Source organism: Pseudomonas sp. FSL R10-2189, assembly GCF_009600325.1.
GTDB classification, from domain to species: Bacteria; Pseudomonadota; Gammaproteobacteria; order Pseudomonadales; family Pseudomonadaceae; genus Aquipseudomonas; species Aquipseudomonas helleri.
The window spans coordinates 254,796-281,162 of record NZ_WIVZ01000001.1 but is presented as its reverse complement, the minus strand read 5'-3'; the positions used below and the strand labels follow the sequence as shown (position 1 = coordinate 281,162).

Annotated in this window: 29 protein-coding genes; 3 read left to right on the top strand and 26 right to left on the bottom strand. The window is 57.4% G+C overall.

Annotation, left to right across the window (positions count from 1 at the left end):
- Positions 1–98 precede the first annotated feature (98 nt).
- On the bottom strand, positions 99–890 hold the full coding sequence (locus GHO32_RS01315) for an amidohydrolase (protein WP_153336033.1): 792 nt from the start codon (positions 888–890) through the stop codon (positions 99–101).
- On the bottom strand, positions 878–2,026 hold the full coding sequence (locus tag GHO32_RS01310) for a pyridoxal phosphate-dependent aminotransferase (RefSeq protein ID WP_048367077.1): 1,149 nt from the start codon (positions 2,024–2,026) through the stop codon (positions 878–880). Before GHO32_RS01310 ends, GHO32_RS01315 begins: the two co-directional genes overlap by 13 nt.
- Before the next feature lie 200 nt (positions 2,027–2,226).
- Between GHO32_RS01310 and GHO32_RS27120 the strand changes: the two genes are divergently transcribed.
- The gene (locus tag GHO32_RS27120; RefSeq protein ID WP_153336032.1) at positions 2,227–2,523 is read left to right on the top strand and encodes a transposase; all 297 of its coding nucleotides are present in this window, start codon (positions 2,227–2,229) and stop codon (positions 2,521–2,523) included.
- Complete coding sequence (locus GHO32_RS01300) at positions 2,520–3,353, top strand: IS3 family transposase (protein WP_368668306.1); 834 nt, start codon at positions 2,520–2,522, stop codon at positions 3,351–3,353. The genes GHO32_RS27120 and GHO32_RS01300 overlap by 4 nt, the downstream gene beginning before the upstream one ends.
- A 132-nt stretch (positions 3,354–3,485) precedes the next feature.
- Here the strand turns inward: GHO32_RS01300 and der are convergent, their stop codons facing one another.
- The 19 genes from der to trmJ all read right to left on the bottom strand — a co-directional run bounded on the left by der (position 3,486) and on the right by trmJ (position 20,239).
- Positions 3,486–4,955, bottom strand: coding sequence for a ribosome biogenesis GTPase Der (der, locus tag GHO32_RS01295; protein WP_153336030.1), 1,470 nt, complete (start codon positions 4,953–4,955; stop codon positions 3,486–3,488).
- 138 nt (positions 4,956–5,093) lie between these two features.
- Entirely contained in the window at positions 5,094–6,245 is a 1,152-nt protein-coding gene (gene bamB / locus GHO32_RS01290) for an outer membrane protein assembly factor BamB (RefSeq protein ID WP_153336037.1), read from the bottom strand.
- Complete coding sequence (locus tag GHO32_RS01285; protein ID WP_048367082.1) at positions 6,238–6,879, bottom strand: tetratricopeptide repeat protein; 642 nt, start codon at positions 6,877–6,879, stop codon at positions 6,238–6,240. Before GHO32_RS01285 ends, bamB begins: the two co-directional genes overlap by 8 nt.
- Before the next feature lie 40 nt (positions 6,880–6,919).
- Positions 6,920–8,209 carry a histidine--tRNA ligase gene (gene hisS / locus GHO32_RS01280; protein ID WP_123751403.1) on the bottom strand — a complete coding sequence of 430 codons (1,290 nt, stop codon included), beginning with the start codon at positions 8,207–8,209 and terminating at the stop codon, positions 6,920–6,922.
- Positions 8,210–8,231: 22 nt separating this feature from the next.
- Positions 8,232–9,341: a flavodoxin-dependent (E)-4-hydroxy-3-methylbut-2-enyl-diphosphate synthase gene (gene ispG, locus GHO32_RS01275; protein ID WP_019408672.1), complete on the bottom strand. Its 1,110-nt coding sequence runs from the start codon at positions 9,339–9,341 to the stop codon at positions 8,232–8,234.
- Positions 9,342–9,344: 3 nt separating this feature from the next.
- Entirely contained in the window at positions 9,345–10,328 is a 984-nt protein-coding gene (locus GHO32_RS01270; protein ID WP_153336029.1) for a RodZ family helix-turn-helix domain-containing protein, read from the bottom strand.
- A complete protein-coding gene (gene pilW / locus GHO32_RS01265; protein WP_153336028.1) occupies positions 10,328–11,086 on the bottom strand; it encodes a type IV pilus biogenesis/stability protein PilW in 759 nt (252 codons plus the stop codon). Before pilW ends, GHO32_RS01270 begins: the two co-directional genes overlap by 1 nt.
- A 12-nt stretch (positions 11,087–11,098) precedes the next feature.
- Positions 11,099–12,247: a 23S rRNA (adenine(2503)-C(2))-methyltransferase RlmN gene (gene rlmN, locus GHO32_RS01260; protein ID WP_048367086.1), complete on the bottom strand. Its 1,149-nt coding sequence runs from the start codon at positions 12,245–12,247 to the stop codon at positions 11,099–11,101.
- A 28-nt stretch (positions 12,248–12,275) separates the two neighbouring features.
- Positions 12,276–12,701 (bottom strand): nucleoside-diphosphate kinase, encoded by a 426-nt coding sequence (gene ndk, locus GHO32_RS01255; protein WP_019408668.1) that lies wholly within the window; start codon positions 12,699–12,701, stop codon positions 12,276–12,278.
- Positions 12,702–12,795: 94 nt separating this feature from the next.
- Entirely contained in the window at positions 12,796–12,996 is a 201-nt protein-coding gene (gene iscX, locus GHO32_RS01250; protein ID WP_153336027.1) for a Fe-S cluster assembly protein IscX, read from the bottom strand.
- 14 nt (positions 12,997–13,010) lie between these two features.
- Positions 13,011–13,352, bottom strand: coding sequence for an ISC system 2Fe-2S type ferredoxin (gene fdx / locus GHO32_RS01245; protein WP_048367090.1), 342 nt, complete (start codon positions 13,350–13,352; stop codon positions 13,011–13,013).
- A 2-nt stretch (positions 13,353–13,354) separates the two neighbouring features.
- Positions 13,355–15,217, bottom strand: a complete 1,863-nt coding sequence (hscA, locus tag GHO32_RS01240) for a Fe-S protein assembly chaperone HscA (RefSeq protein ID WP_153336026.1) — start codon at positions 15,215–15,217, stop codon at positions 13,355–13,357.
- 51 nt (positions 15,218–15,268) lie between these two features.
- Entirely contained in the window at positions 15,269–15,790 is a 522-nt protein-coding gene (gene hscB, locus GHO32_RS01235; RefSeq protein WP_262126434.1) for a co-chaperone HscB, read from the bottom strand.
- Positions 15,791–15,798: 8 nt separating this feature from the next.
- The gene (gene iscA, locus GHO32_RS01230) at positions 15,799–16,122 is read right to left on the bottom strand and encodes an iron-sulfur cluster assembly protein IscA (RefSeq protein WP_153328862.1); all 324 of its coding nucleotides are present in this window, start codon (positions 16,120–16,122) and stop codon (positions 15,799–15,801) included.
- 66 nt (positions 16,123–16,188) lie between these two features.
- Positions 16,189–16,575, bottom strand: coding sequence for a Fe-S cluster assembly scaffold IscU (gene iscU, locus GHO32_RS01225; RefSeq protein ID WP_003443374.1), 387 nt, complete (start codon positions 16,573–16,575; stop codon positions 16,189–16,191).
- A gap of 94 nt (positions 16,576–16,669) precedes the next feature.
- Entirely contained in the window at positions 16,670–17,884 is a 1,215-nt protein-coding gene (locus tag GHO32_RS01220; RefSeq protein WP_048367095.1) for an IscS subfamily cysteine desulfurase, read from the bottom strand.
- A 49-nt stretch (positions 17,885–17,933) separates the two neighbouring features.
- A complete protein-coding gene (gene iscR / locus GHO32_RS01215; protein WP_047273839.1) occupies positions 17,934–18,425 on the bottom strand; it encodes a Fe-S cluster assembly transcriptional regulator IscR in 492 nt (163 codons plus the stop codon).
- Between the two features lie 264 nt (positions 18,426–18,689).
- Positions 18,690–19,466, bottom strand: a complete 777-nt coding sequence (gene cysE / locus GHO32_RS01210; protein WP_048385870.1) for a serine O-acetyltransferase — start codon at positions 19,464–19,466, stop codon at positions 18,690–18,692.
- Positions 19,467–19,468: 2 nt separating this feature from the next.
- Positions 19,469–20,239 (bottom strand): tRNA (cytosine(32)/uridine(32)-2'-O)-methyltransferase TrmJ, encoded by a 771-nt coding sequence (gene trmJ, locus GHO32_RS01205; RefSeq protein ID WP_048367099.1) that lies wholly within the window; start codon positions 20,237–20,239, stop codon positions 19,469–19,471.
- Positions 20,240–20,382: 143 nt separating this feature from the next.
- On the opposite strand from trmJ, the gene suhB reads away from it, so the two are divergent.
- Positions 20,383–21,198, top strand: coding sequence for an inositol-phosphate phosphatase (suhB, locus tag GHO32_RS01200; RefSeq protein ID WP_047273836.1), 816 nt, complete (start codon positions 20,383–20,385; stop codon positions 21,196–21,198).
- 150 nt (positions 21,199–21,348) lie between these two features.
- Here the strand turns inward: suhB and GHO32_RS01195 are convergent, their stop codons facing one another.
- The 5 genes from GHO32_RS01195 to tgt form a co-directional block, all read right to left on the bottom strand.
- On the bottom strand, positions 21,349–21,876 hold the full coding sequence (locus tag GHO32_RS01195) for a glycine zipper 2TM domain-containing protein (RefSeq protein WP_048367100.1): 528 nt from the start codon (positions 21,874–21,876) through the stop codon (positions 21,349–21,351).
- Between the two features lie 124 nt (positions 21,877–22,000).
- Positions 22,001–22,915, bottom strand: a complete 915-nt coding sequence (secF, locus tag GHO32_RS01190; protein ID WP_048367102.1) for a protein translocase subunit SecF — start codon at positions 22,913–22,915, stop codon at positions 22,001–22,003.
- A 9-nt stretch (positions 22,916–22,924) separates the two neighbouring features.
- Complete coding sequence (secD, locus tag GHO32_RS01185) at positions 22,925–24,793, bottom strand: protein translocase subunit SecD (RefSeq protein WP_048367103.1); 1,869 nt, start codon at positions 24,791–24,793, stop codon at positions 22,925–22,927.
- A gap of 66 nt (positions 24,794–24,859) precedes the next feature.
- A complete protein-coding gene (gene yajC / locus GHO32_RS01180) occupies positions 24,860–25,198 on the bottom strand; it encodes a preprotein translocase subunit YajC (protein ID WP_048385865.1) in 339 nt (112 codons plus the stop codon).
- Positions 25,199–25,240: 42 nt separating this feature from the next.
- The gene (gene tgt, locus GHO32_RS01175; RefSeq protein ID WP_082148614.1) at positions 25,241–26,356 is read right to left on the bottom strand and encodes a tRNA guanosine(34) transglycosylase Tgt; all 1,116 of its coding nucleotides are present in this window, start codon (positions 26,354–26,356) and stop codon (positions 25,241–25,243) included.
- Positions 26,357–26,367: the final 11 nt, after the last annotated feature.

The window sequence follows — 26,367 nt, the reverse complement described above, 5'->3', positions numbered from 1 at the left end:
CGTCAGCGACTACAGCCGGACGTAGCGTCGCAAGGCTCGTCAACTGCTACGGGCGTACGCAGCTCGCGATCTTGTAAAAGATCGCGAGGATGTGTCAGTTAAATCAGGTCGAAGTTGTCAGCATCCATGTACGCCGGGAAGCGTTCACGGTAGGCACCCAACTCGCTCGCGCTCAGGCTGACCTGGAACACGCCGTCGGCCTCGCCCGCACTGAGCAAGGTTTCGCCCTGGAAGTCGAGGATCTGGCTGTCGCCGCTGTAGACCAACCCTTTGCCGTCAGTGCCCACGCGGTTAACTGCACCGACGTAGCAGAGATTTTCAATCGCCCGGGCCGGTAACAGGCGGTTCCAGTGCAAACGGCGCGCACCCGGCCAGTTGGCCGTGTAGAGCAGCAAGTCCGTGTCGTGGGGGTCGCTGCTCCACACCGGGAAGCGTAGGTCGTAGCAAATCAACGGGCGAATACGCCAGCCTTTGACCTCAAACTGAACCTGCCGCTCGCCCGGCGTAAAGTGCTCGTGCTCGCCAGCCATACGGAACAAGTGGCGTTTGTCGTAGTGCAGCACTTCGCCATCAGGCCGCGCCCACAGCAGGCGGTTACGGTGGCTGCCGTCTGCCGCCTGGACGATGACACTGCCGGTCACCACCGCATTGAGTTTTGCCGCCTGGGCCCGCAACCACTGAGTGGCCGGCCCGCCTTCTGGCTCAGCAAGGGTCTTGGACTCCATGCTGAAACCGGTGGTGAACATTTCTGGCAACACCACCAGGTCTGCGCCACGCGCCTGTTCAAGCAACTCTTCGAAGTGCTCGAAATTGGCCTGACGGTCGTGCCACACCAAGGTGGTTTGCACCAACGCCAGGGTTAAATCGGGTAAACCACTTAGATCACGCATAGTTTCTCTGCTGCTTCGCGCAGCGTCTCCTCGCGTTTGGCAAAACACAGACGGACCAGCCGCTGCCCTTCGGGCGGGGTCTGGTAGAACACCGACACCGGAATGGTCGCCACACCGTGTTCACGGGTCAGCCATACGGCCATGTCGACGTCATTGAGGTCCGGACGAATGTGAGCGTAGTCGACCAACTGGAAGTACGTGCCTGCTACCGGCGTGAAGGTAAAACGCGATGGCTTTAACAAATCACAGAACAGATCACGCTTGGCCTGGTAAAACCCGGGCAGTTCTTCAACGTGCTCGGGGCTGGCCGCCATATAGTCGGCCAATGCGTACTGCAACGGCGTCACACCGCAAAAACTCACGTATTGGTGCACCTTGCGCAACTCGGCGGTCAACGCGGGCGGCGCCACCACATAACCGGTTTTCCAGCCCGTCACGTGGTAGGTTTTGCCGAACGAGCTGACAACGAAAGCACGATGGTACAGCTCGGGGTGTGACAAAACACTGACGTGAGGCACGCCGTCGTACACCAGATGCTCGTACACCTCATCGCTGATCAGATAGATGTCGCGATCGGCGATCAAGGCCGCCAACTGGTCCAGCTCTGCACGGCTGATCAACGCGCCGCTGGGGTTGTGCGGGGTATTCAGGATGATCATGCGGGTGCGCGGCGTCAGCGCGTCGGTGAGTTTTTGCCAGTCGATAGAGAAGTCGTCGAGCCCCAACTGCACATGCACGCAACGACCGCCGGCCAACTCGACCGAAGGTTCATAGCTGTCGTAGCACGGGTCGAACACGATGACTTCGTCGCCGGCGTGAATCACCGCCTGGATGGCACAGAAGATCGCTTGGGTAGCGCCCGGGGTGATGGTCACCTCGGTATCGGCATCCACGTGCACGCCATAACTACGGGCAATTTTGGCCGCCACTTGTGTACGCAAGGCGGGCAATCCGGTCATGGGCGAATATTGGTTGTGGCCACTGGCAATGTGTCGGCCGACGGCATCGCGCAACGCTTGCGGGCCATCAAAGTCAGGGAAACCCTGAGACAAGTTGAGCGCGCCGGTTTCAGCCGCGAGTTGCGACATGCGCGTGAAGATGGTGGTGCCGACATTCGGCAACTTGCTGATAATCATGGCCGTTCCCTGATGAGTTCCCGGCTCTGACTACGGCACAGGACCTAGCGAGAATAGCCCAAACGCCAGACACGAAAAAGGGCTCCTAAAGGTGGGATGCCCGTCAGTGCAGACACCTGCAATCTGAACAGTAGGAGCGAGCTTGTTGTGGCTCAATGATTTTGGACCATGATGTAGGAGTATCGACCTAAGGAAAAATCATGGGATATCGGGTTGTTAACGCCGAGGAAAAAGCAGAAGCCATTCGCTTGGTTGTAGAGATGAAGTGCTCTGTACCTCAAGCTTGTGAGCTTACGGGAGTGGGCCCTACAGCTCTACGCCGGTGGGTTCTGCACTGGCGCCGAGAGCACGCAGGAAGTATGCAGCTCCCTCGGCCCCAGGATCAGGATCTGATCGAGTCATTGCAGGCTCAGTTGGCGCTGCTTGAGGCCGAGAACCAAGTGCTAAAAAAGCAATTGCCCTCTCATCTGAAGGTTCTGTTCAATCGAACCAAGTGATTGATGGCGTTAGAGGGGCGATGTCGGTTCGACGTGCGTGTTCGATCTTGAACCTGCCTCGCAGTAGCTTTTACGCGAAACGTAAGCCTGCGGCGCCTCGTGTTATCGAGAAGAGTCTTGAGTCGAAAATTCGTGCGCTGCACAGAGAACATCGCGAGGCGCTGGGCGCCCGCGGCTTATCCAAGGAGCTGAAAAAAGGTGGGATTTCTATCGGGCGTCACCGAATGAGCTCCTTGATAAGCACCCTTGGGCTTACAAGGCGCCGGGCGCGTTATGTCCACTATCGGCGTGCCACTAAACCTGAAATCACAGCGCCGAACATACTTGATCGTCGGTTCAATCCCGTCCAGGCGAACACGCTCTGGGCAGGCGACATCACCTACATCAAGGTAAAAGAAAGCTGGCTGTATCTGGCAGTAGTGATGGATCTTTTTTCACGCAGGATTGTGGGATGGGCTTGCTCACGCACAGCCGATACGAATTTGTCTATCAAAGCGCTGGAGCTGGCAGTTGCGCTGCGTAACCCAATGCCAGAGCTGCTATTTCACTCAGATCAAGGGTGCCAGTACACCTCCAATCGATTTACAAAATGCCTGGAGGAAAAACGGATCGTCCATAGCGTAAGCCGACGAGGCAATTGCTGGGACAATGCGGTAGTTGAGCGTTATTTCAGAACGTTGAAACATGACTGGATGCCCGAGCACGGATATCAGAACCATTACGATGCGGAGAAGGACGTGTTGGATTTTGTATCGCACTACAACCATAGCCGCTGTCACACCGCATCGAACAATCTGCCGCCTGCTCTGTTTGAGCAACAGGCGGCCTAAAAACTCCTACAGAGTGGTCCAAAAAAACTGGACCCCTACAGCTCGCCTCGCGATCTTTCAAACGCTCAAAAGATCGCGAGACAAGCTCGCTCCTACAAGCAGCATTCCCCCAAAGGAACCCTCTTCAGCGCGTTAGCGCTTGTCTCTACGCTTTTTGTCGGCCTTTTTGTGGTGCGACATCATGCGGCGTTTCTTGTTGACCTGACGGTCGGTCAAGGAGTTCTTGTTGGCTTCGTACGGGTTCTCGCCACCTTTGAACTCGATGCGGATCGGTGTACCGACCAGCTTCAAGACACGACGGTAGGTGTTTTCGAGGTAACGCACGTAAGACTTCGGAACCTTCTCAACCTGGTTACCGTGGATCACGATAATCGGCGGGTTAGCACCACCCAAGTGGGCGTAACGCAGCTTGATCCGGCGGCTGTTGACCATCGGTGGCGCGTGCTCGCTGACCGCGTCTTCAAGGATCTGAGTCAGACGGTTGGTCGGCCAGCGTGTAACAGCCGACTTGAAGGAGTTTTGCACCGATTGGTACAAGTTACCCACGCCAGTGCCGTGCAATGCCGAGATGAAGTGGATGTCGGCGAAGTCAACGAAGAACAGGCGACGGGTCAGTTCGACCTTCACGAACTCGCGTTCGCTTGGGGTCATGCCGTCCCACTTGTTGACGGCGATCACCAGTGCACGACCGGCTTCCAGGGCAAAGCCCAGCAGGTTCAGGTCGTGGTCAACCACGCCTTCACGGGCGTCCATGACAAAGATCACCACGTTGGCGTCTTTGATCGCTTGCAGGGTTTTGACCACGGAGAATTTTTCAACTTCTTCGTGGATCTTGCCGCGCTTGCGCACACCGGCGGTGTCGATCAGCGTGTACTTCTCGTCATTACGCTCGAACGGGATGTAGATACTGTCGCGCGTGGTGCCGGGCTGGTCATAAACGATAACGCGGTCTTCACCGAGCATGCGGTTGACCAGCGTCGATTTACCGACGTTAGGGCGACCGATGATGGCGATTTTGATACCGTCTTTTTCGCTTGGGCCAGGAATGCGCTTGGCTTCCTCACCTTCGAGAACGACTTCTTCTTCGCCTTCTTCTGGTTCTTCAGAATCACGCGGGAAATCACCCAAGGCAATTTCCAGCAATTGCGTAATACCACGGCCATGTGCGCCAGCGATCGGGATCGCGTCGCCCATACCCAAAGGTGCGAACTCGGCGCGAGCCATATCCGGGTCGATGTTGTCGACCTTGTTGGCGACGACATAAGAGCGCTTGTTACGTTTGCGAAGGTGCTCGCCGATCATCTGGTCAGCGGCAGTGAAACCCGCTTTGGCATCTACCAGGAACAGAACGACATCAGCTTCTTCGATGGCCAGCAGCGACTGCTCGGCCATTTTTTCGTCCATACCGTGCTCGTCACCGGAGATACCGCCGGTGTCGACCAAAATGTAGGAACGCCCTTGCCACTTGGCCTCACCGTATTGGCGATCACGGGTCAGACCGGACAAGTCGCCGACGATGGCGTCGCGAGTCCTGGTCAGGCGGTTGAACAAGGTGGACTTGCCGACATTGGGTCGGCCCACCAGGGCGATTACGGGAACCATGCGGCTCTCCACTTCGTTATTTCAGAAAATACAAAAGCCGCTGCAAGGCAGCGGCCAGAGTTCGGAACAGCACAAATGTGCCGCAAACCTTGCAAGAGCAAGGCTGCTTGAGACTCTAGAGTCTCAAGCATAGACGCCTTAGCGAATGGTCAGGGCTTCCAGTTTGCCGCTGTTACCAAACACGTAAATCATGTCACCGACCACCAGCGGACGCGCCCGAAGACCGTCGCTGTCAATGCGGGTACGGCCAACAAAGCGGCCATCAACCTGGCTCAACAGGTGTAGATAGCCTTCGAAGTCACCAACGGCGACATAGCTGGAGAAGACTTCTGGTGCCGACAATTGACGGCGGGCCAGTGCATCGTTGCTCCACAGGACGGTGGTCGAACGTTCGTCAACGCCTTCTACGGTGCCGGAAGCCATGCTGATGTAGACGTTGCCAAAACCTTGGGCGACACCCGCGTAGCTGGAAGCATCACGCTGCCACAGCACACGGCCGCTTTCCAGTTCCAGTGCCGCCATGCGGCCCTGATAGCTGGCGACGTACAAGGTGCCACCGGACAACAGCAGACCACCGTCAATATCGACGATGCGCTCCAGTTCCGAACGGCCTTGTGGCACAGCCACACGGGTTTCCCATACCGGCACGCCGTTTTGGGTATCCAGAGCAACGACTTTACCGGTCGAAAGACCCGCAATTGCCAGATGATTGGTCACCAACGGTGCGCCCGTACCACGCAGGGTCAGAACACCCGGCGTGCTGTCGTAGATCCAGCGCTGATTACCGGTGGACGCATCCAGGCCAATCAGGTGGTCGTCCTGGGTCTGAACCACCACAACGTCACCGTTGTTGGCAGGCGGTGCAAGCACTTCGCTGTTAACGCGAGCGCGCCACTTTTCTTCGCCGGTGCTGGCGTCGAGGGCAATCACATCACCCTGCAGGGTGCCGAGCATGAGCAGGCCATAGCCAACACCCACTGCGCCGGAAACAGGCAGTTCGAGGTCTTTCTTCCACTGAACGTCGCCGTTCATGCGGTCGAGCGACATCACGATACCGTTCACGTCAGCGGCGTAGATGGTATTACCTTCAACCGCTGGCGTCAGCATGTTGTAGGTTTTACCCTGGCCGTCACCGATCGAACGGTCCCACTGCTTTTGCAGAACGACTTCTTCTTTGAAGTCCGTCAGCTCAGCTGGCGGAAGTTCTTTTTTGCTGTTGCTGCTGCAACCCGCGGCCAAAACGACCAGAGCCAGCAATGCCGCATGTTTCCAACGCATCACTTCACGCATCCCCTTTGGCCAGGTCATCGAGCTTGATTTGTAAGCCACCTACTGCTGCCTCATCAGACAGTGCAGCCTTGGCTTTTTCGTAGGCAGCGCGTGCGTCATCGGTGCGGCCTTGCTGTACCAGCAGGTCGCCTTTGAGCTCTTCACGGCTGGCCAGGAATGCTTTGTCCGAGTCACCGTCCAGCAACTTCAAGGCCTCGTCTGCCTTGCCTTGTGCTGCCAACACCTGAGCCAGACGCTGACGCGCCACTTCAGCCAGGGTCGGGTTTGCCGGTTTGTCGACAATCGCCTTGAGCTCGGTGGCCGCGTCATCCAGCTTGCCGGTGTCTACGGCCACTTTGGCCACAAACAGACCGCCAAACTGCGCGTAGGCAGAACCGCCGTACTCACTGTTCAACTTGTTGGCCAACTCGGCCACACGGCCCGCATCTGGCTGCCCGGTAGGCGTCAGTGCGGTTTCAAGCAATTGTTGGTAGAGAATCGACGCACCCTGCGACTGGTTCGTCTGATATTTGTGCCAAGCCTGCCAGCCGAACACCACCACCAGCGCCAGCAAGCCGCCAGTGACCAGGGGTTTGCCGTTGCGCTGCCACCAGTCTTTCAACTCGCCCAGCTGATCATCATCGTTACTCGACACCCCAACACTCCTTATTCGATAAATCGGCTGTTAACCCGCTTCAACCCTGCACGATGCAGGTGGCCAAGTGCTCGGAAAGAGCATCCCAGGCAATAGTTTGTTGTTCGCCCTGGCCACGCAGGGGTTTGACACCTACCACCTGCCGGGCCAATTCGTCTTCACCCAGAATCAGTGCAAACAGCGCACCGCTCTTATCAGCCTTTTTGAACTGGCTCTTGAAGCTGCCAGCACCGGCATTGATTTGCAGGCGCAGGTTTGGCAACTGGTCACGGACGCGTTCGCTCAAGGCCAAGGCAGCCAGTTCAGCGGCCTCACCGAAAGCACACAGGTAAACATCCACCTGCCGCGCAATTTCTTCAGGGATTTGCTCCAGGGTTTCGAGCAGCAGAATCAGACGCTCGATACCCATGGCGAAACCAACACCCGGTGTTGGCTTGCCACCCATTTGTTCAACCAGACCGTCATAGCGACCGCCGGCACACACCGTGCCCTGGGCACCGAGCTTGTCGGTAACCCACTCAAACACGGTTTTGCTGTAGTAATCGAGGCCACGCACCAGCTTGGGATTGATCACGTACGGAATACCGGCAGCATCCAGGCGAGCCTTCAGGCCCTCAAAGTGCACACGGGATTCTTCGTCGAGGTAATCGACCAGTTTCGGCGCGTCGACCAACACCGCTTGAGTGTCGGCATTTTTGGTGTCGAGCACACGCAGCGGGTTGGTTTTCAGGCGGCGCTGGCTGTCTTCGTCAAGCTCGCTCAGGCGCGAGGACAGGTAATCAACCAGAGCGGCACGGTAGCGCCCACGGGCTTCGCTGGTGCCCAGACTGTTGAGCTCAAGCTTGACCGCATCTCGGATCCCCAGCTCGCCCCACAGGCGCCAGGTCAGCAGGATCAACTCGGCATCGATGTCCGGTCCATCCAGGTTGAACACTTCAACCCCAATCTGATGGAACTGGCGATAACGCCCTTTTTGTGGACGCTCGTGGCGGAACATCGGGCCGATGTACCAGAGTTTTTGCACTTGACCGCCGCCGGTGATGCCGTGCTCAAGCACAGCACGTACGCAGGCAGCCGTGCCTTCGGGGCGCAAGGTCAGCGAATCGCCGTTGCGGTCTTCGAAGGTGTACATCTCTTTTTCGACGATGTCGGTGACTTCACCAATCGAGCGCTTGAACAGCTCGGTGAACTCGACGATCGGCATACGGATTTGCTTGTAACCGTAGTTATCCAGCAAACGCGCAACCGTGCCTTCGAAGTAGCGCCACAGCGGCGTCTGCTCGGGCAGGATGTCATTCATGCCACGAATGGCTTGCAGAGACTTGCTCACAAAAAATCCTTAATTCGTTTGGTTAGCCGCGCGCGATAACGGCTGCGTCAGCTTCGACCTTGTCGGCCGCCTTCTGCCGGATCAGCTTTTCAAGCTGGTCCACCAGGTTTTCATTCGTCAATTTTTGCGACGGTTTGCCATCGATGTAAATCAGGTTGGGCGTGCCGCCGGTCAACCCTACGTGTGCCTCTTTGGCTTCGCCGGGACCGTTGACCACACAACCGATCACCGCCACATCCAGCGGTACCAGCAAGTCTTCAAGACGAACTTCCAGTTCGTTCATGGTTTTCACCACGTCGAAATTCTGCCGGGAACAGCTTGGGCACGCGATGAAATTTATGCCACGTGAACGTAAATGCAGGGACTTGAGGATGTCGTAGCCGACTTTTACTTCCTCGACCGGGTCTGCTGCCAACGAGATGCGAATGGTATCGCCAATTCCCTCGGCGAGCAGCATACCTAGGCCCACGGCAGATTTCACTGTGCCAGAGCGTAAACCACCCGCTTCAGTGATGCCCAAGTGCAGTGGCTGGACGATTTCTTTGGCCAGCAGGCGGTAGGCTTCAACGGCCATGAACACGTCGGAAGCCTTAACGCTGACTTTGAAATCCTTGAAGTTCAGGCGTTCCAGGTGCTCGACGTGACGCAGGGCCGACTCAACCAATGCGGCCGGTGTCGGCTCGCCATATTTTTTTTGCAGGTCTTTTTCGAGCGAACCGGCGTTAACGCCAATACGGATCGGAATACCGCGATCGCGGGCAGCATCGACCACCGCACGCACGCGGTCTTCGCGACCGATGTTGCCCGGGTTAATCCGCAGGCAATCCACGCCCAGCTCCGCCACGCGCAGTGCGATGCGATAGTCGAAGTGGATGTCGGCGACCAACGGCACTTTAACCAGCTGTTTGATACGGCCAAAGGCTTCAGCGGCGTCCATGTCCGGCACAGAAACCCGGACGATATCGACGCCCGCAGCTTCCAGGCGGTTGATTTGCGCCACTGTTGCAGCCACATCATTGGTGTCGCTGTTGGTCATGCTCTGTACAGCAATAGGGGCATCGCCGCCTACCGGTACCGAGCCAACCCAGATTTTGCGCGATTCGCGACGTTTAATTGGTGATTCGCCGTGCATGACTTATTGACCTAACTTCAGGCGAGCGGTCTCGCCACTGGTGAAAGGAGCCACATCCACAACCTGACCGTTGTAGGTCACCTGCGCGCCGCGGGCATAGCCCAGGCGGACGCTGAAAGGCGGCTTGCCGGTCACATCAAGCGTGTCGCCCTTGCGTTTAAGACCACTGAACAGCACTTTGCCGTTGCCATCAGTGACTTGAGACCAGCAATCAGCGACATAGTTGATATTGACCTTGCCGGCACCCGCAACGGGCGCGGTGCTGGCGGTTTGTGGGGTAGCGGGTACGGCAGCCGGAGCAACTGGCGTGGCAGCGGCTGGAGCCGCTGGCTGCACAGGGGCCACTGAAGTGGCTGGTGCTGCTGGCGTTGAAACAGCCCCGGTAGCTGGCAATGGCAGGTCAGTGCTGGCGGCTTGCTCAGCCGACGGTTGCGGCGCGGCTTCGCCTTCTACATTGGACTGGGCCACCGCCTGGTCTTCCGGCTCATCGAGCGGATGGATCTGGGTGGTGCCATCGGCGCCTTCAACTTCTACGTGCTCGGGTGCCAGACCAATCAGGTCTTTGGCGCGCATGGACGTTTGGTCCTGCCACCAGAAAAAACCACCGCCCAGGACGGCAATGAGCAGTAACAAACTAATGATGCGCAAAATGGTATGCGACACGCGTACGGGCTCTTCAATACGCCCCAGGCTGTGCACATTGCTGCCGTTGGCATCGGTGCCGGTGTACACGTCGAACTCATGCACCAGGCTGGCCTGGTCCATGCCAAGCAATTTGGCATAGGCGCGGATGTAACCACGGGCAAAGGTATGGCCCGGCAGTTTGTCGAACGCTCCCGTCTCAAGGTTGCTCAAGGAACTGGCCGTGAGATTGAGTTTCAGGGCGACTTCAGCCAGGGTCCATCCATTGTTTTCACGGGCCAGACGCAAGGTCTCACCGGGATTGACACGAGTCGCTGCTAGAACTTCGGGTTGCGCCGCTTTCATCATTGCTCCGACAGGTATTGCTGATATTCCGGCGTGCCGGGATAGAGTCGTTGTAGTTGCTGGCCATAGTTGGCTGTGGAGGTGCGCTCATCGAAAACAGTCGCCAGTCGCGCACCGAGCAATAGACTACGTGCATTTTGCCCGCTAAGCAGGCTAAAACGATCGTAATAGTCACGTGCTGGCACATAATGCCTGTCTTCGTAAGACATCTCAGCCATTTCGAGCAGTGCACGGGGTTGCTGACGGTTCAGGCGCAAGGCTTTTTCAAGCTGCTGGCGCCCCACCTCACGCTGCCCCAGCATGAGCGAGGTCACCCCAAGGTTCTCGTAAACACGCGAACGCTCAGGGTACAGGCTATCTGCTGAGGCTTTTAGAAACTGGCGGTAAGCGTCCTGATAGCGCTGTTGCTCAAACAGGAAGCTGCCGTAGTTGTTGATGATTCGCGTGTCAGTCGGCCGCCCGCTTAACGCCGTCTGGAACGCCCGCTCTGCAAGCACCGGCTCCATTTCGTACTGAAACACCAAGGCCAGTGCGGCGTTGGTGTCCGGGTCCGTCTTGTTGAGTTCGAGGGCTTTGCTGAGGGGGACTTTGGCTTGTTCGGCCATCCCTTGCTGGAGATAACCAAGCCCTAGCTGAACATAGGCCTGGCGCGCTTCTTCACGCCCCTTGTCGCTGCTCAACGGGTTTGAATCACCCGATGAGACACAACCAGCCAAGAGGCCGACCATGAGGACAGGGAGCGCAGCGCGCAAGATCATAGGTTTCCTCTCTCAGGGCTGAGCCGCAGCGTTTTGCGCCAGATCAGTCTCAGCATTGAGTTCGCGTGCGGCGATCAGGCGCGAGCTACGGCGGGTGCGGTCATTGACCTGACCGACCAACTGCCCGCAAGCCGCGTCGATGTCTTCACCACGGGTAGTGCGCACGGTCACGTTGTAACCCGCTTGCTGGAGCAGTTCCTGGAATCGGCGAATGGCGTTGTTGCTTGGACGCTCATAGCCCGAATGCGGGAACGGGTTAAACGGGATCAGGTTGATCTTGCACGGCGTATCCTTGAGCAGTTCGATCATTTGTACCGCGTGATCGACGTGGTCATTGACGCCTTTAAGCAGGGTGTACTCAACGGTCAGAACACGCTTTTCGCCCAGGCTCGACATGTAGTTGCGGCAGGACTCAAGCAGCATTTTGAGCGGGTATTTCTTGTTGATCGGCACCAACTGACTGCGCAGTTCGTCGTTTGGTGCGTGCAGCGACAACGCCAGGGACACGTCGATGTGCTTGGACAGCTCATCGATCATGGGCACCACGCCCGAGGTGGACAGGGTCACCCGGCGCTTGGAAATGCCATAGCCCAGGTCATCCATCATCAGATGCATGGCGGCGATCACGTTGTCGAAGTTCAGCAGCGGCTCACCCATGCCCATCATCACCACGTTGGTGATGGCGCGGTCGATGGTTGCCGGGACGCTGCCAAAGGATTTGTTGGCAATCCACACCTGGCCAATGACTTCGGCCACGGTGAGGTTGCTATTGAAACCTTGCTTGCCGGTGGAGCAGAAACTGCAATCCAGGGCACAGCCAGCCTGGGACGAAACGCACAACGTGCCGCGTTTGCCCTGGGGAATATAAACGGTCTCGACGCAGCTGCCGGACTCAACGCGCACCACCCACTTACGGGTGCCATCGCTGGAGATGTCCTCGCTGACGACTTCAGGTCCACGAACCTCAGCAATAGCCTTGAGCTTGTCGCGCAAAGCTTTGCTGACGTTAGTCATGGCGTCGAAATCATCGACGCCAAAGTGGTGAATCCACTTCATGACCTGACCGGCACGGAAACGCTTCTCCCCGATTGAGTCGAAGAATTTCTCCATTTCCGGCTGAGTCAGACCCAACAGGTTAGTTTTGCCAGTCGTTGCAATCATGTCTTCACCCTCACTCACAAGCCAATGCTTAGCGAGTGGTTACTTCAGTAGCTGCGAAAAAGTAAGCGATTTCGCGTGCAGCGGCTGCTTCCGAGTCGGAACCGTGAACAGCGTTAGCGTCGATGGATTCAGCGAAGTCAGCACGGATGGTGCCAGCAGCGGCTTCTTTAGGGTTGGTAGCGCCCATCAGTTCACGGTTCAGAGCGATGGCGTTTTCGCCTTCCAGAACCTGAACAACAACTGGACCGGAGATCATGAAAGCAACCAGGTCGCCGAAGAAACCGCGCTCGCTGTGCTCAGCGTAGAAGCCTTCAGCTTCTGCTTTGGACAGTTGCTTCAGTTTGGAAGCTACAACCTTCAGGCCAGCGTCTTCGAAACGGGTAACGATCTTGCCGATAACGTTTTTAGCAACGGCGTCAGGCTTGATGATGGAGAAAGTACGTTGAACAGCCATGGTGTAACTCCAGAAACAGTGATTTAAGCGAAAAATTAAACCCGCGAATTATACGCGGGTTCTTGGGTATTGCATAATTACGAACGTTGCGGGCTTAGTCAGCTTCTTCGATCCACAAACCCTGAATGGCTTCGAGGACTTTCTCCCCGCCGCGATCCGGGATGTCGTCGAACTCCGGCAACGCCATAACCAGGTCACGCAGCTTGACGAAGTTCACCGTCAGCGGATTAACATCCGGGTGAGCTTCAGCCAGCTGTATAGCAATTTCTTGTACATCAACCCATTTCAGACTCATGACAATTCCTTGAATCAGTGCGGCGCTTCGGCAGCATGGTTGAGTGAGTATTTCGGGATTTCGACGGTCAGGTCTTCTTCACCGACAAGCGCCTGGCACGCCAGACGCGAGTGCGCTTCCAGCCCCCAAGCTTTGTCCAGGTAGTCTTCTTCGAGCTCATCGGCTTCTTCGAGTGAGTCGAAACCTTCGCGAATGATGCAATGGCACGTGGTGCAGGCACAGACGCCGCCACAGGCGCTTTCCATCTCGATGTGGTGCTCATGCGCCAACTCAAGGATCGAAGTGCCAGGCTCAGCCTCTACAACCAAGCCATCCGGGCAGAACTTCTCATGGGGCAGAAAAATGACCTGCGGCATTGTTATTCCTCAATCTCATTCAGGTTGCGCCCCGCCAGAGCGGCTTTGACGGTCAAATCCATGCGGCGGGCAGCAAAAGCATCGGTCACTTGCGACAGACGCTTGGTCTGTTGCTCGATAGCATAGCCATCGGTGCCTTCTAATAATTCGGATAATTCCTGCATTTGCAGCTCGATGACCATGCGTTCTTCGGCATCCAGCAAACGCTCGCCATCGACCTCAAGGGCCGCTTGCACGGCCTCAATCAGGCGCCGGGCGTCAACTTGCTGCTCGCGCAGGACACGGGCGACCTTGTCGTCACCGGCGTACTGGAACGAATCCTTGAGCATCTTGGCGATTTCGCCATCAGTCAGCCCGTACGACGGCTTGACCTGAATGCTGGCCTCAACACCCGAGCCCAATTCACGGGCCGAGACACTGAGCAAGCCATCAGCATCGACCTGGAAGGTCACGCGGATTTTCGCAGCACCCGCCACCATCGGCGGAATACCGCGCAGCTCAAAGCGCGCCAGTGAGCGGCAATCACTGATCAGCTCGCGCTCGCCTTGCAGCACATGAACCATCATGGCCGTCTGGCCGTCTTTGTAGGTGGTGAAGTCTTGCGCACGGGCCACCGGGATCGTGGTGTTACGCGGAATGACTTTTTCCATCAAGCCGCCCATGGTCTCCAGACCCAGCGACAAAGGAATCACGTCAAGCAGCAGCAACTCGCCACCATCGCGCTTATTGCCAGCAAGGGTATCCGCCTGAATCGCAGCACCGATGGCAACCACTTGGTCCGGATCGATGTCCGTCAGCGGCTCACGACCAAACATTTCAGCCACCGCTTCGCGAACACGCGGCACGCGGGTCGAACCACCGACCATCACCACCGCCTGAACATCTTCAAGCTCAATATTGGCGTCGCGCACGGCACGGCGGCAGGCTTTGAGGCTGCGCGCAACCATCGGTTCGATCAGTGCATTGAAGGCATCACGGGTCAGCACTGCCTGCCAATCGCCATAGCTGACCGGCACCGAGGACGCATCGGTCAGCGCCTCTTTGGCCGAGCAGGCAATTTGCAACAGCTGGCGCTGAGCACCCGGATCAAGGTCCGCCGACAAACCGGCCTGCTCGACGATCCAGCTCGCGATGGCGTGGTCAAAGTCGTCGCCGCCCAGGGCGCTGTCGCCTCCCGTGGCCAGAACTTCAAACACACCGCCGGTCAAACGCAGGATCGAGATATCGAACGTACCGCCACCCAAGTCATAGATCGCAACAACGCCTTCAGCCTGCTGGTCCAGACCGTAAGCCACTGCCGCAGCCGTCGGCTCGTTGAGCAGGCGTAACACATTCAGCCCGGCCAGACGCGCAGCATCTTTGGTGGCCTGACGTTGAGCATCGTCAAAATAGGCAGGAACGGTAATCACCGCCCCGACCAATTCACCGCCCAAGGTCTTTTCGGCGCGCTCGCGCAGCACCTTCAAGATGTCCGCCGACACTTCTACCGGGCTTTTCGGGCCTTGTACGGTGTCAATGAACGGCATGTGCGACTCACCGCCGACAAAGCGGTATGGCAGCTGCTCGCCCAATTGTTTGACGTCGGACAGACCACGACCCATCAAGCGCTTGACTGACAACACGGTGTTGTAAGGGTCACTGGAGGCCGCCAGGCGTGCGGATTCACCTACCTCGACGCGGTCTGCGTGATAACGCACCGCAGAAGGCAGGATGATTCGACCTTCGGCATCAGCCAGCGGCTCGGAAAGACCACTGCGCAATGCAGCGACCAGCGAATTGGTAGTACCCAAGTCGATACCCACAGCCAGACGACGCTGGTGCGGTTGAGGACTTTGGCCGGGTTCGGCGATCTGCAGTAGGGCCATTGTGATCAGGACTTATCTGTATATCAGGCGTGCAACCGTGGCGGCACTGGGTTAATCGTCGAGGCGCTCTTCTAACTGGCGCACTTCGTAGGTGAGCTTGTCGAGGAACTGCATGCGGCGCATCAGGCGTTCAGCCTGCTCACGCTGTGCAGCATCATCCCAACAGGCAGCGAAGCTTTCGTTCAATTGGTTCTGAGCGGCTTTAAGACGACGTTTGAATGCGGCAACACCCGCTATATCGGCATCGTCTTGCAGGTCTTCAAGCTCTTCGCGCCATTGCATCTGCTGCATCAGAAACTCGGGGTCATGCACCGTGACTTCAAGGGGCATGTCACCACCGCTCATCGCGAGCAAGTAGCGCGCACGTTTAGAGGGGCTTTTGAGTGTCTGATACGCCTCATTGAGGCTGGCGGATTGCTCAAGGGCCAAGCGTTGCTCACGCTCGGAAGCATCAGCAAAGCGGTCCGGGTGCACACCACGCGCCAACTCACGGTAACGCGTGGCCAACTGATCGAGGTCCAGATTGAAGCCCGGCTGCAGTTCAAACAAAGCAAAATGACAAGGAGTACCCACGACTGGCCTCAGATGTTGAAGCTCTCGCCGCAGCCACATTCGCCGCGCACGTTGGGGTTATTGAACTTGAAGCCTTCGTTGAGGCCTTCCTTGACGAAGTCAAGCTCGGTGCCGTCAAGGTAGGTCAGGCTTTTAGGATCAATGATCACTTTTTCGCCATGGGTTTCGAAGACTTGATCTTCTGCGCCCACTTCATCGACAAACTCCAGCACATAGGCAAGACCGGAACAGCCCGTGGTGCGAACACCCAGACGAATCCCCTCACCTTTGCCGCGCCCATCAAGGGAGCGGCGAATATGCTTGGCCGCCGCCTCTGTCATGCTGATAGCCATCGTGACTCCTTACCTCTCGCCAGTATCATCACCGGCCCCTGCCATCTAAGGCACGGGCCATTCGGGTCAGATCAAACCTTTCTTCTGCTTGTAATCGCGAACGGCGGCCTTGATGGCGTCTTCTGCGAGTACCGAGCAGTGAATTTTTACAGGTGGCAAGGCCAGTTCTTCAGCCAGCTGAGTGTTCTTGATGGTCTCTGCTTCATCCAGAGTCTTGCCTTTCATCCACTCGGTTGCCAAGGAGCTGGAAGCAATTGCCGAACCGCAACCATAGGTCTTGAACTTGGCATCTTCAATGATGCCCTGCTCGTTCACCTTGATCTGCAGACGCATGACGTCGCCGCAGGCCGGTGCACCCACCATGCCGGTACCGACATCTGGATCTTCCGCGTCCATCTTGCCGACGTTGCGCGGGTTTTCGTAGTGGTCAATGACCTTTTCGCTGTAAGCCATGGTACTAATCCTCACTCATCAGAGTCGCTCTTCAGACGCTGTAAAACTGCTATTCGCTGCGTTCTGCAGCGTCTGCTTGCGGCGACTTAAGTTATTAGTGCGCCGCCCATTCGATTTTCGAAATGTCGATGCCGTCTTTGTACATGTCCCACAGCGGCGACAGGGCGCGCAGCTTGGTAACAGCCTCGCAGACCTTCTGCGCGGCATAGTCGATTTCTTCTTCAGTGGTGAAACGACCGAAGGTGAAACGGATCGAGCTGTGTGCCAGTTCGTCATTGCGGCCCAGGGCACGCAATACATAGGACGGCTCAAGGGAAGCAGAGGTGCAGGCCGAACCGGACGATACCGCCAGATCCTTGAGCGCCATGATCAGCGACTCGCCTTCAACGTAGTTGAAGCTCAGGTTCAGGTTGTGCGGAACGCGGGCGGTCATGCTGCCGTTTACGTACAGCTCTTCAAGGTGTTCAACCTGCTTGAAGAAACGGTCGCTCAAGGCTTTGATACGGACGTTTTCGGCGGCCATTTCTTCTTTGGCGATCTGGAACGCTTCACCCATGCCCACGATCTGGTGGGTGGCCAAGGTGCCCGAACGCATGCCGCGCTCGTGACCGCCGCCGTGCATGGCAGCTTCGATACGCACGCGAGGCTTGCGGCTTACGTACAGTGCGCCGATGCCTTTAGGGCCGTAGGTTTTGTGAGCCGAGAAGGACATCAGATCCACTTTCAGCTTGGCCAGGTCGATTTCAACCTTGCCGGTCGACTGAGCAGCGTCCACATGGAACAACACGCCGCGCGAGCGAGTCAGCTCGCCAATGGCTGCGATGTCGTTGATGGTGCCGATTTCGTTGTTGACGTGCATGATCGACACCAGAATGGTGTCTTCACGCAGTGCGGCTTCAACCATGGCCGGGGTGACCAGACCATCTTCACCTGGCTCGATGTAAGTCACTTCAAAGCCTTCACGCTCCAGCTGACGCATGGTGTCGAGAACGGCTTTGTGCTCAATTTTGTCGGTGATCAGGTGCTTGCCTTTGGAGGCATAGAAGTGTGCTGCACCTTTGATTGCCAGGTTGTTCGCTTCGGTCGCACCGGAGGTCCAGACAATTTCACGCGGGTCGGCGTTAACCAGATCAGCAACCTGACGGCGAGCGTTTTCTACCGCTTCTTCAGCTTTCCAGCCGAAGACGTGAGAGCGCGAAGCCGGGTTACCGAAGTTCCCGTCAACCAGCAGGCAGTCGCTCATTTTTTGGGCAACGCGCGGATCAACCGGGGTGGTGGCTGAGTAATCAAGGTAAATCGGCAATTTCATGGACTATCTCCTAAATCAGGCTGGCTGGCGCACCGTCGTTTTTATGCAATCACTCGACGGCGGACGCTTCGATCTTATCCAGGTGCGGCGCTTTGCCATTACAGCGGCGCTGATCCTGACGCTGGGCTACTTCTTGTACCTCACGGCGAGTAACAAGATCAGCCAAGCTGATACCACTGAGAAATTCGTGGATTTGCAGGCTCAAATCGCACCACAGGTGGTGGGTCAGGCACGTGTCGCCGGCATGGCAATCGCCAAGGCCCTGGCAACGCGTGGCGTCGACCGATTCGTTCACTGCATCAATCACCTGGGCAACCTGAATACCTTGCATGTCGCGCGACAGCTGATAGCCGCCGCCAGGGCCACGAACGCTGGAGACCAGGCTGCTGCGGCGCAATTTGGCGAACAGTTGCTCAAGGTAGGAAAGAGAGATGCCCTGGCGCTCGGAAATATCAGCCAGGGACACCGGCCCGTGCTGTGCGTGCAACGCTAAATCGAGCATTGCAGTTACGGCGTAGCGGCCTTTTGTAGTCAGTCTCATGGACAGGTACCACGGAATTCGGAATGGAGGCGAGTATGCTATTCCCGACTGTTTAAGTCAACTATTAGACCTAGTACTTTAGTCGGGATTACCCGCAAAGAGCGGCGGCATTGTAGCAGGGTCTGCGGCGTAATGGCACATGAAGCAGATCCAACGGCCACACACAATCAATGTGGGAGCGGGCTTGCCCGCGATGGCTTCGACGCGGCGCTTCATGCAAACCGCGTAGAGGCTTTCGCGAGCAAGCCCGCTCCCACCGGCCAATTACACCGCTTTGCTTTCGTCCTTGCCCTGGACGCAGGCGAAGTCTTCTTCGCGCAGCTCTGGCAGTTCTTTGGCGCAATAAGGGCTGCCCAAGTCTTTCAAGGCCCCGCACATGCCGTCCAGCTTGCCGTCAACCGCCTGCAAGTGGTCCAGCAGCTGGGCAATGGCGCGCGCCACAGGGTCGGGCATGTCTTCGCTCACACCATAGGCATCAAAACCGATTTTCTCAGCCATGGCCTTGCGCTTCGCTTCGGCCTCATCATCACTTTTGACGATGATCCGGCCCGGAATGCCGACCACGGTCGCACCCGCAGGCACCGCCTTGGTCACCACCGCATTCGAGCCTACTTTAGCCCCTGCACCGACGGTGAACGGGCCCAGCACCTTAGCACCCGCGCCTACTACCACACCGTTTTCCAGTGTCGGGTGGCGCTTGCCTTTGTTCCAACTGGTGCCACCCAGCGTCACGCCCTGATACAGGGTTACGTCATCACCGATTTCAGCGGTCTCACCGATCACAATGCCCATGCCATGGTCGATAAAAAAACGACGACCGACCTTGGCCCCCGGATGAATTTCAATCCCGGTCAGCCAGCGGCCAAAGTTCGACACCAGGCGCGCAAGCCACTTCCAGCCGGCACCCCAGAGCATGCCTGAGAGGCGATGGATCCAGATCGCATGCATGCCCGGGTAGCACGTCAACACTTCGAAAGCATTGCGCGCCGCCGGGTCACGATGGAAAACGCTTTGAATATCTTCACGCAGACGCTCGAACATCATTAATCCTTGCGCTTTAGCAGCTCGCCACGGGCCGCTTTTTGGGTTTCGGTGAGAATGCCACGCAAAATATTCATTTCCGCACGACTGACCGAGCTGCGACCGTACAGCCTGCGCAGGCGCGCCATCAGATGACGCGGTTTTTCCGGATCGAGGAACTCGATAGCCACCAACGTCTGCTCCAGATGCTCGTAAAAGCGCTCCAGCTCATCCATGGTCGCCAGCTCCGTGCTTTTAGTGGAGGCGACTTCTTCTTTTTCAATCTTGCTCGGCTGACCTTGCGCAGCCAGCCAGGCCATGCGGATCTCGTAACTCAGCACCTGCACCGCTGCGCCCAGGTTCAGGGAACTGAACTCCGGGTCGGACGGGATGTGCACATGGTAATGACAGCGCTGCAGCTCTTCGTTGGTAAGGCCGGAGTCTTCACGACCGAACACCAGCGCGATTTCAGCGCCCTGCCCTGCCTCTTCGACGACTTTTTGCCCACATTCGCGCGGGTCCAGCAGCGGCCAAGGGATACGGCGGTCACGGGCACTGGTACCCAGCACCAGATTGCAGCCTACCAGCGCGTCTTCCAATGAAGCGACGACTTGCGCATTTTCAAGAATATCGCCCGCGCCGGACGCCCGAGCATCGGCCTCGTGGTGCGGAAAGACCCTTGGCTCGACCAGCACCAAACGCGACAACCCCATGTTTTTCATGGCTCGCGCAGCACCGCCGATGTTCCCGGGATGGCTGGTATTGACCAGAACGACACGAATATTAGACAGCAATGGGAGCGCTCACAGACCGGTAAAAGGGAGCAAATCTTACCTAAGCCCATCACCTTAAGCTACGTAAGCAAACGCAAACCTTCATCTGCCAAAATTTTCTGTTAGAATGTCCGGCTTTCTTTAACGACCTAGGTGAAACGTCCATGCAGCCCATGCTGAATATCGCGCTGCGCGCCGCCCGCAGCGCCAGTGAATTGATTTTCCGCTCCATCGAGCGCCTGGATACCATCAAGGTTGACGAAAAAGACGCCAAGGATTACGTCTCTGAAGTCGATCGTGCTGCTGAACAGAAAATTATCGACGCCTTGCGTAAGGCCTACCCGACGCACGGCATTCTCGGTGAAGAAACCGGCCTGCACGCAGGCAGCGGCGAAGGTGCAGACTACCTGTGGATCATCGACCCACTGGATGGCACCACCAACTTCCTGCGCGGCGTACCTCACTTCGCTGTCAGCATCGCCTGTAAATACCGTGGCCGCCTGGAGCACGCCGTTGTTCTCGACCCGGTTCGCCAAGAAGAATTCACTGCCAGCCGTGGCCGTGGCGCCCAACTGAACGGTCGCCGCCTGCGTGTCAGCGGTCGCACCAGCCTTGAAGGCGCCCTGCTGGGTACCGGCTTCCCGTTCCGCGATAACCAAATGGACAACCTGGACAACTACCTGGGCATGTTCCGCAGCCTGGTCGGCCAAACTGCAGGCATCCGCCGCGCAGGCGCTGCCAGCCTGGACCTGGCCTACGTGGCCGCAGGTCGTTTTGACGCATTCTGGGAGTCAGGCCTGTCTGAGTGGGACATGGCAGCAGGCGCACTGCTGATCCAGGAAGCTGGCGGCCTCGTCAGCGATTTCACCGGTAGCCACGACTTCCTTGAAAAAGGCCACATCGTTGCCGGCAACACCAAGTGCTTCAAAGCCGTGCTGACTGCAATCCAGCCACACCTGCCGGCCTCGCTGAAACGCTAAGCGAACGCCGCGCACAAAAAAAGCACCTTTCGAGGTGCTTTTTTTTGGCCTGCTTTAACTGTATGAGCAGCCGGTCGACGCTCGATTGCCTCGCGATCTATTGATCTTTTAAAAGATCGCGAGGCAAGCTCGCCCCTACAGATCAGTGCATTAATTCAGGATCAAGTTGCCCTGCTTATCCACGGCAATTTCATTGCCCGGCTCGTGATCCATACGCACTTTGCCTTCCTTGCCATTAAGCGTGTAGCGCACGTCATAACCGACCACCTTTTCACTGATGTCGTTGACGGTGTTACAGCGCGTTTGCGTCGTGGTGTACGTGTCACGCTCCTGCATTCCTTCCTGCACCCGGTTACCGGCGTAACCACCGCCCAAGGCACCCGCTACAGTGGCAATTTTTTTGCCGCTACCGCCGCCGACCTGATTACCCAGCAGGCCACCCGCCACCGCACCAATCACACTGCCGACGATTTGGTGCTCATCCTTGACCGGCGCACGGCGCGTGACAGTCACGTCTTTACACACCTCACGCGGGGTTTTAATTTGCTGCGAGACCGGCTGAACAGCCAACACCTGAGCAGACTCAGGGCCTTTAACCAAGCTGTAAGTGGCAAAAGCGCCACCGGCAGTGACACCGACAGCCCCCAACACCGCACCTACCAGCAAAGACTTGTTCACGTGAACCTCCAGACCATCACAAGTAGGAATATTCCTACATCCATCACTCCCAGCCTTGGAGCATAAAAAAAGGCGCGAGTTCAATACTCGCGCCTTTTAGGTGACCACCGGGATTAACAGAACGTTATGGACGGTCGTCGATTTCCTTCTCGCTCGCCGCTGGAGGAATCAAATCCTCAGCACTGAGTTTGAGCCAGATCAACACCACGTTGGCGATGTAGATCGACGAGTAAGTACCCGCCATCACGCCCACGAACAGGGCAATCGAGAAGCCCCACAGGTTGTCGCCACCAAAGATCAACAGTGCTGCAATGGCCAGCAAGGTCGACACCGAGGTCGCCACGGTACGCAGCAGGGTTTGCGTGGTCGAAATGTTGATGTTCTCAACCAGCGTCGCCTTGCGCAGTACCCGGAAGTTCTCACGAACCCGGTCGAATACCACGATGGTGTCGTTGAGCGAGTAACCAATAATCGCCAGCACCGCCGCCAGCACCGTCAGGTCGAAGGTGATCTGGAAGAACGACAGCACGCCCATGGTCACGATCACGTCGTGCACCAGAGAAACGATCGCACCGACCGCGAACTTCCACTGAAAGCGGAAGGCCAGGTACAGCATGATGCCGCCCAGCGCCATCAGCATGCCGAGGCCGCCCTGGTCGCGCAGCTCTTCACCGACCTGCGGGCCGACGAACTCAACGCGCTTGATGACCGCAGGGTTGGCCGAGTCGGCCTCGCCCAGCGCAGCCGCTACCTTGTTGCCCAGTAGCGGGTCATCACCCGGCATCCGCACCAGCAGGTCGGTTGTCGCACCAAAGCTCTGCACCACGGCGTCGTGGAAGCCGGCCGTAGCCAGCTCATCACGCACCTTGGTCAGATCAGCCGGCTTCTCGTAGGTCAGCTCGATGAGCGTACCGCCAGTGAAGTCCAGGCCGTAGTTCATGCCCTTGTGAAACATGCTGAACAGCGCCAGCACGGTAAGCAGCACAGTGACGCCGAACGCAACGTTGCGCACGCCCATGAAGTTGATAGTACGTAACATGGCAGCCCCTTAAATCCACAACTTCTTGAAGTCCCGACCGCCGTAGATCAGGTTGACCAATGCTCGGGTCACCATAATGGCCGTGAACATAGAGGTGAAGATACCGAGCGACATGGTGACCGCAAAGCCTTTAACCGGCCCGGTACCCATGGCGAACAGAATCCCGCCGACCAACAGGGTTGTCAGGTTGGAGTCGACAATCGCCGTAAATGCACGATTGAAGCCTTCATTGATCGCCCGCTGCGGTGTCATGCCTGTGGCCAGCTCTTCACGAATACGCGAGAAGATCAGTACGTTGGCGTCGACCGCCATACCCATCGTCAGCACGATACCGGCAATACCCGGCAGGGTCAGGGTTGCACCCAGAATCGACATCAGAGCCAGCAGCAAGACCATGTTGCCCGCCAACGCCACCGTCGCGATCACACCGAAGAAGCGGTAGATGGCGATGATGAAGATCGACACAAACAGCATGCCCCACAGCGAAGCATCAACACCTTTGGCAATGTTGTCCGCACCCAGGCTCGGGCCAATGGTGCGCTCTTCAGCGAAGTACATCGGTGCCGCCAGACCACCGGCACGCAACAGCAGTGCAAGTTCCGACGCTTCACCCTGACCATTCAGACCGGTGATCCGGAACTGACTGCCCAGCGGCGATTGAATGGTCGCCAGGCTGATGATCTTTTTGTCTTCTTTGAACGACTGAACCGGTACGTCCTTCTCAACACCGTCAACCACTTGCTTGGTGTAGGTCGTCACCGGGCGTTGCTCGATGAAGATGACCGCCATGCTGCGACCCACGTTGCTGCGCGTCGAACGGCTCATCAGCTCGCCACCATGACCATCAAGCTTGATGTTCACTTGTGGACGGCCGTGCTCGTCAAAGCCCGCCTGAGCGTCAGTCACCTGGTCACCCGTAATGATCAAGCTGCGCTCGATCTGGGCGGCAGGACGATTGCCCTCGCGGAATTCGAAAGTCTCGGAAGTGGCTTTCGATGCGCCCGGCTCAGCGGCCAGACGGAACTCAAGGTTGGCCGTCTTGCCCAGAATACGCTTGGCTTCGGCGGTGTCTTGTACGCCCGGCAGCTCAACCACGATGCGGTTGGCACCCTGACGCTGAACCAGAGGCTCGGCAACACCCAACTCGTTAACCCGGTTACGGACGGTTGTCAGGTTTTGCTTGATGGAGTATTCACGGATTTCCGCCAGCTTGGCCGGGGTCATCGCCAGACGCAGAACCGGCTGGCCATTAAGGTCCGCTGCCGTTACGTCGAAGTCATTGAAGTTTTTGCGGATCAGGCCGCGCGCTTGCTCACGGGTTGCTTCATCGCTGAAACCCAGCTGAATGGCACCATTGAGTTGCGGCAGGCTGCGGTAACGCACTTTCTCTTTACGCAGCAGGCTTTTGACATCGCCTTCGTACACTTTCATGCGTGCATCAACGGCTTTGTCCATGTCCACTTCCAGCAAGAAGTGCACACCACCCGACAAGTCCAGACCCAATTTCATTGGGTGAGCACCCAGGCTACGCAGCCACTGAGGCGTTGTCTGCGCCAGGTTGAGCGCAACGACAAAGTCGTCACCCAACGCTTTACGCACAACATCCTTGGCTGGCAACTGGTCGTCTTTCTTGGCCAGACGCAGCAAACCGGTTTTGCCGTTCTGGGCCAGGGAAGCGCCTTTGACAACGATACCGTCGTCGGTCAGCGCCTTGCTTGCGCGGTCCAGATCAGCTTCAGTCACCTGCAATGCCGTGCTCGCACCCGACACCTGAATGGCCGGGTCATCCGGGTACAGATTGGGAGCGGAATAAATAAAACCGATCGCCAGCACTGCCAGGATCAGTATGTATTTCCACAGAGGGTATTTGTTCAGCATCAATCACGCCGCCCGCTTAAAACGCGGGGCGCCTTGCGCGCCCCGTCGATTGTTAAAAGTTGAAACTTAGATCGCTTTCAGCGTGCCTTTAGGCAGCGTGGCTGCAACCGAGCCCTTCTGAATTTTCAGCTCTACAGTGTCAGACACTTCGATGACAACAAAAGCGTCGGAAACTTTAGTGATTTTGCCGGCGATACCGCCAGTGGTCACAACCTCATCACCTTTTTGCAGGTTACCCAACAGGGCCTTCTGCTCTTTGGCGCGCTTGGCTTGTGGACGCCAGATCATCAGATAGAAGATGACCAGGAAGCCGACCAGGAAAATCCATTCAAAGCCGCCGCCCATTGGGGCAGCAGCGGCAGGTGCTGCACCGTCCGCGAAAGCGGAAGAGATGAAAAAGCTCATTAAGCACTCCAGTTGCAATGTTGGTTCTTAGAGGTACGAAACTTAGTCCAAAGGCGGCACAGGAAGCCCGCGCTTGGCATAGAAGGCATCGACAAAGGTGGCCAATGTACCCTGTTGAATAGCCTCGCGCAAACCAGCCATCAGCACCTGATAGTGCCGCAAATTGTGGATGGTATTGAGCATGCTACCCAGCATTTCGCCGCACTTGTCCAGATGATGCAGATAAGCGCGAGAGAAGTTCTGGCAGGTATAGCAATCGCAGGTCGGATCCAGCGGCGAATCATCATGGCGATGGAACGCATTGCGGATCTTCAAAACACCCGTGTCGATAAACAGATGCCCATTGCGGGCATTGCGGGTTGGCATCACGCAATCGAACATGTCCACACCGCGGCGCACACCCTCCACCAGATCTTCTGGCTTGCCAACCCCCATAAGGTAACGAGGTTTGTCAGCAGGCATCATCGCGGGCAGGTAATCCAGCACCTTGATCATTTCGTGCTTGGGCTCACCTACCGACAGACCACCGATGGCCAGGCCGTCAAAGCCGATTTTGTTCAGGCCTTCGAGCGAACGCTCACGCAGGTTCTGGTGCATGCCGCCCTGAACGATGCCGAACAAGGCTGCGGTGTTGTCGCCATGGGCGATTTTCGAGCGCTGCGCCCAACGCAGCGACAGCTCCATGGACACACGGGCCACGTCTTCATCGGCCGGGTACGGGGTGCATTCGTCAAAAATCATCACTACGTCAGAGCCCAGGTCACGCTGAACCTGCATCGACTCTTCCGGCCCCATGAACACCTTGGCGCCGTCAACCGGGGACGCAAAGGTCACGCCCTCTTCTTTAATCTTGCGCATGGCGCCCAGGCTGAACACCTGGAAACCACCGGAGTCGGTCAGGATCGGACCTTGCCACTTCATAAAATCGTGCAAGTCGCCGTGCTTCTTGATCACCTCAGTGCCCGGGCGCAGCCACAGGTGGAAGGTGTTGCCCAGAATCATCTGCGCGCCGATGGCTTCAATGTCACGCGGCAGCATGCCCTTGACCGTGCCATAGGTGCCCACAGGCATGAAAGCCGGGGTTTCAACCACACCACGGGGGAAGGTCAGGCGACCACGACGAGCCTTGCCATCAGTGGCCAGCAGCTCGAAGGACATACGACAGTTGC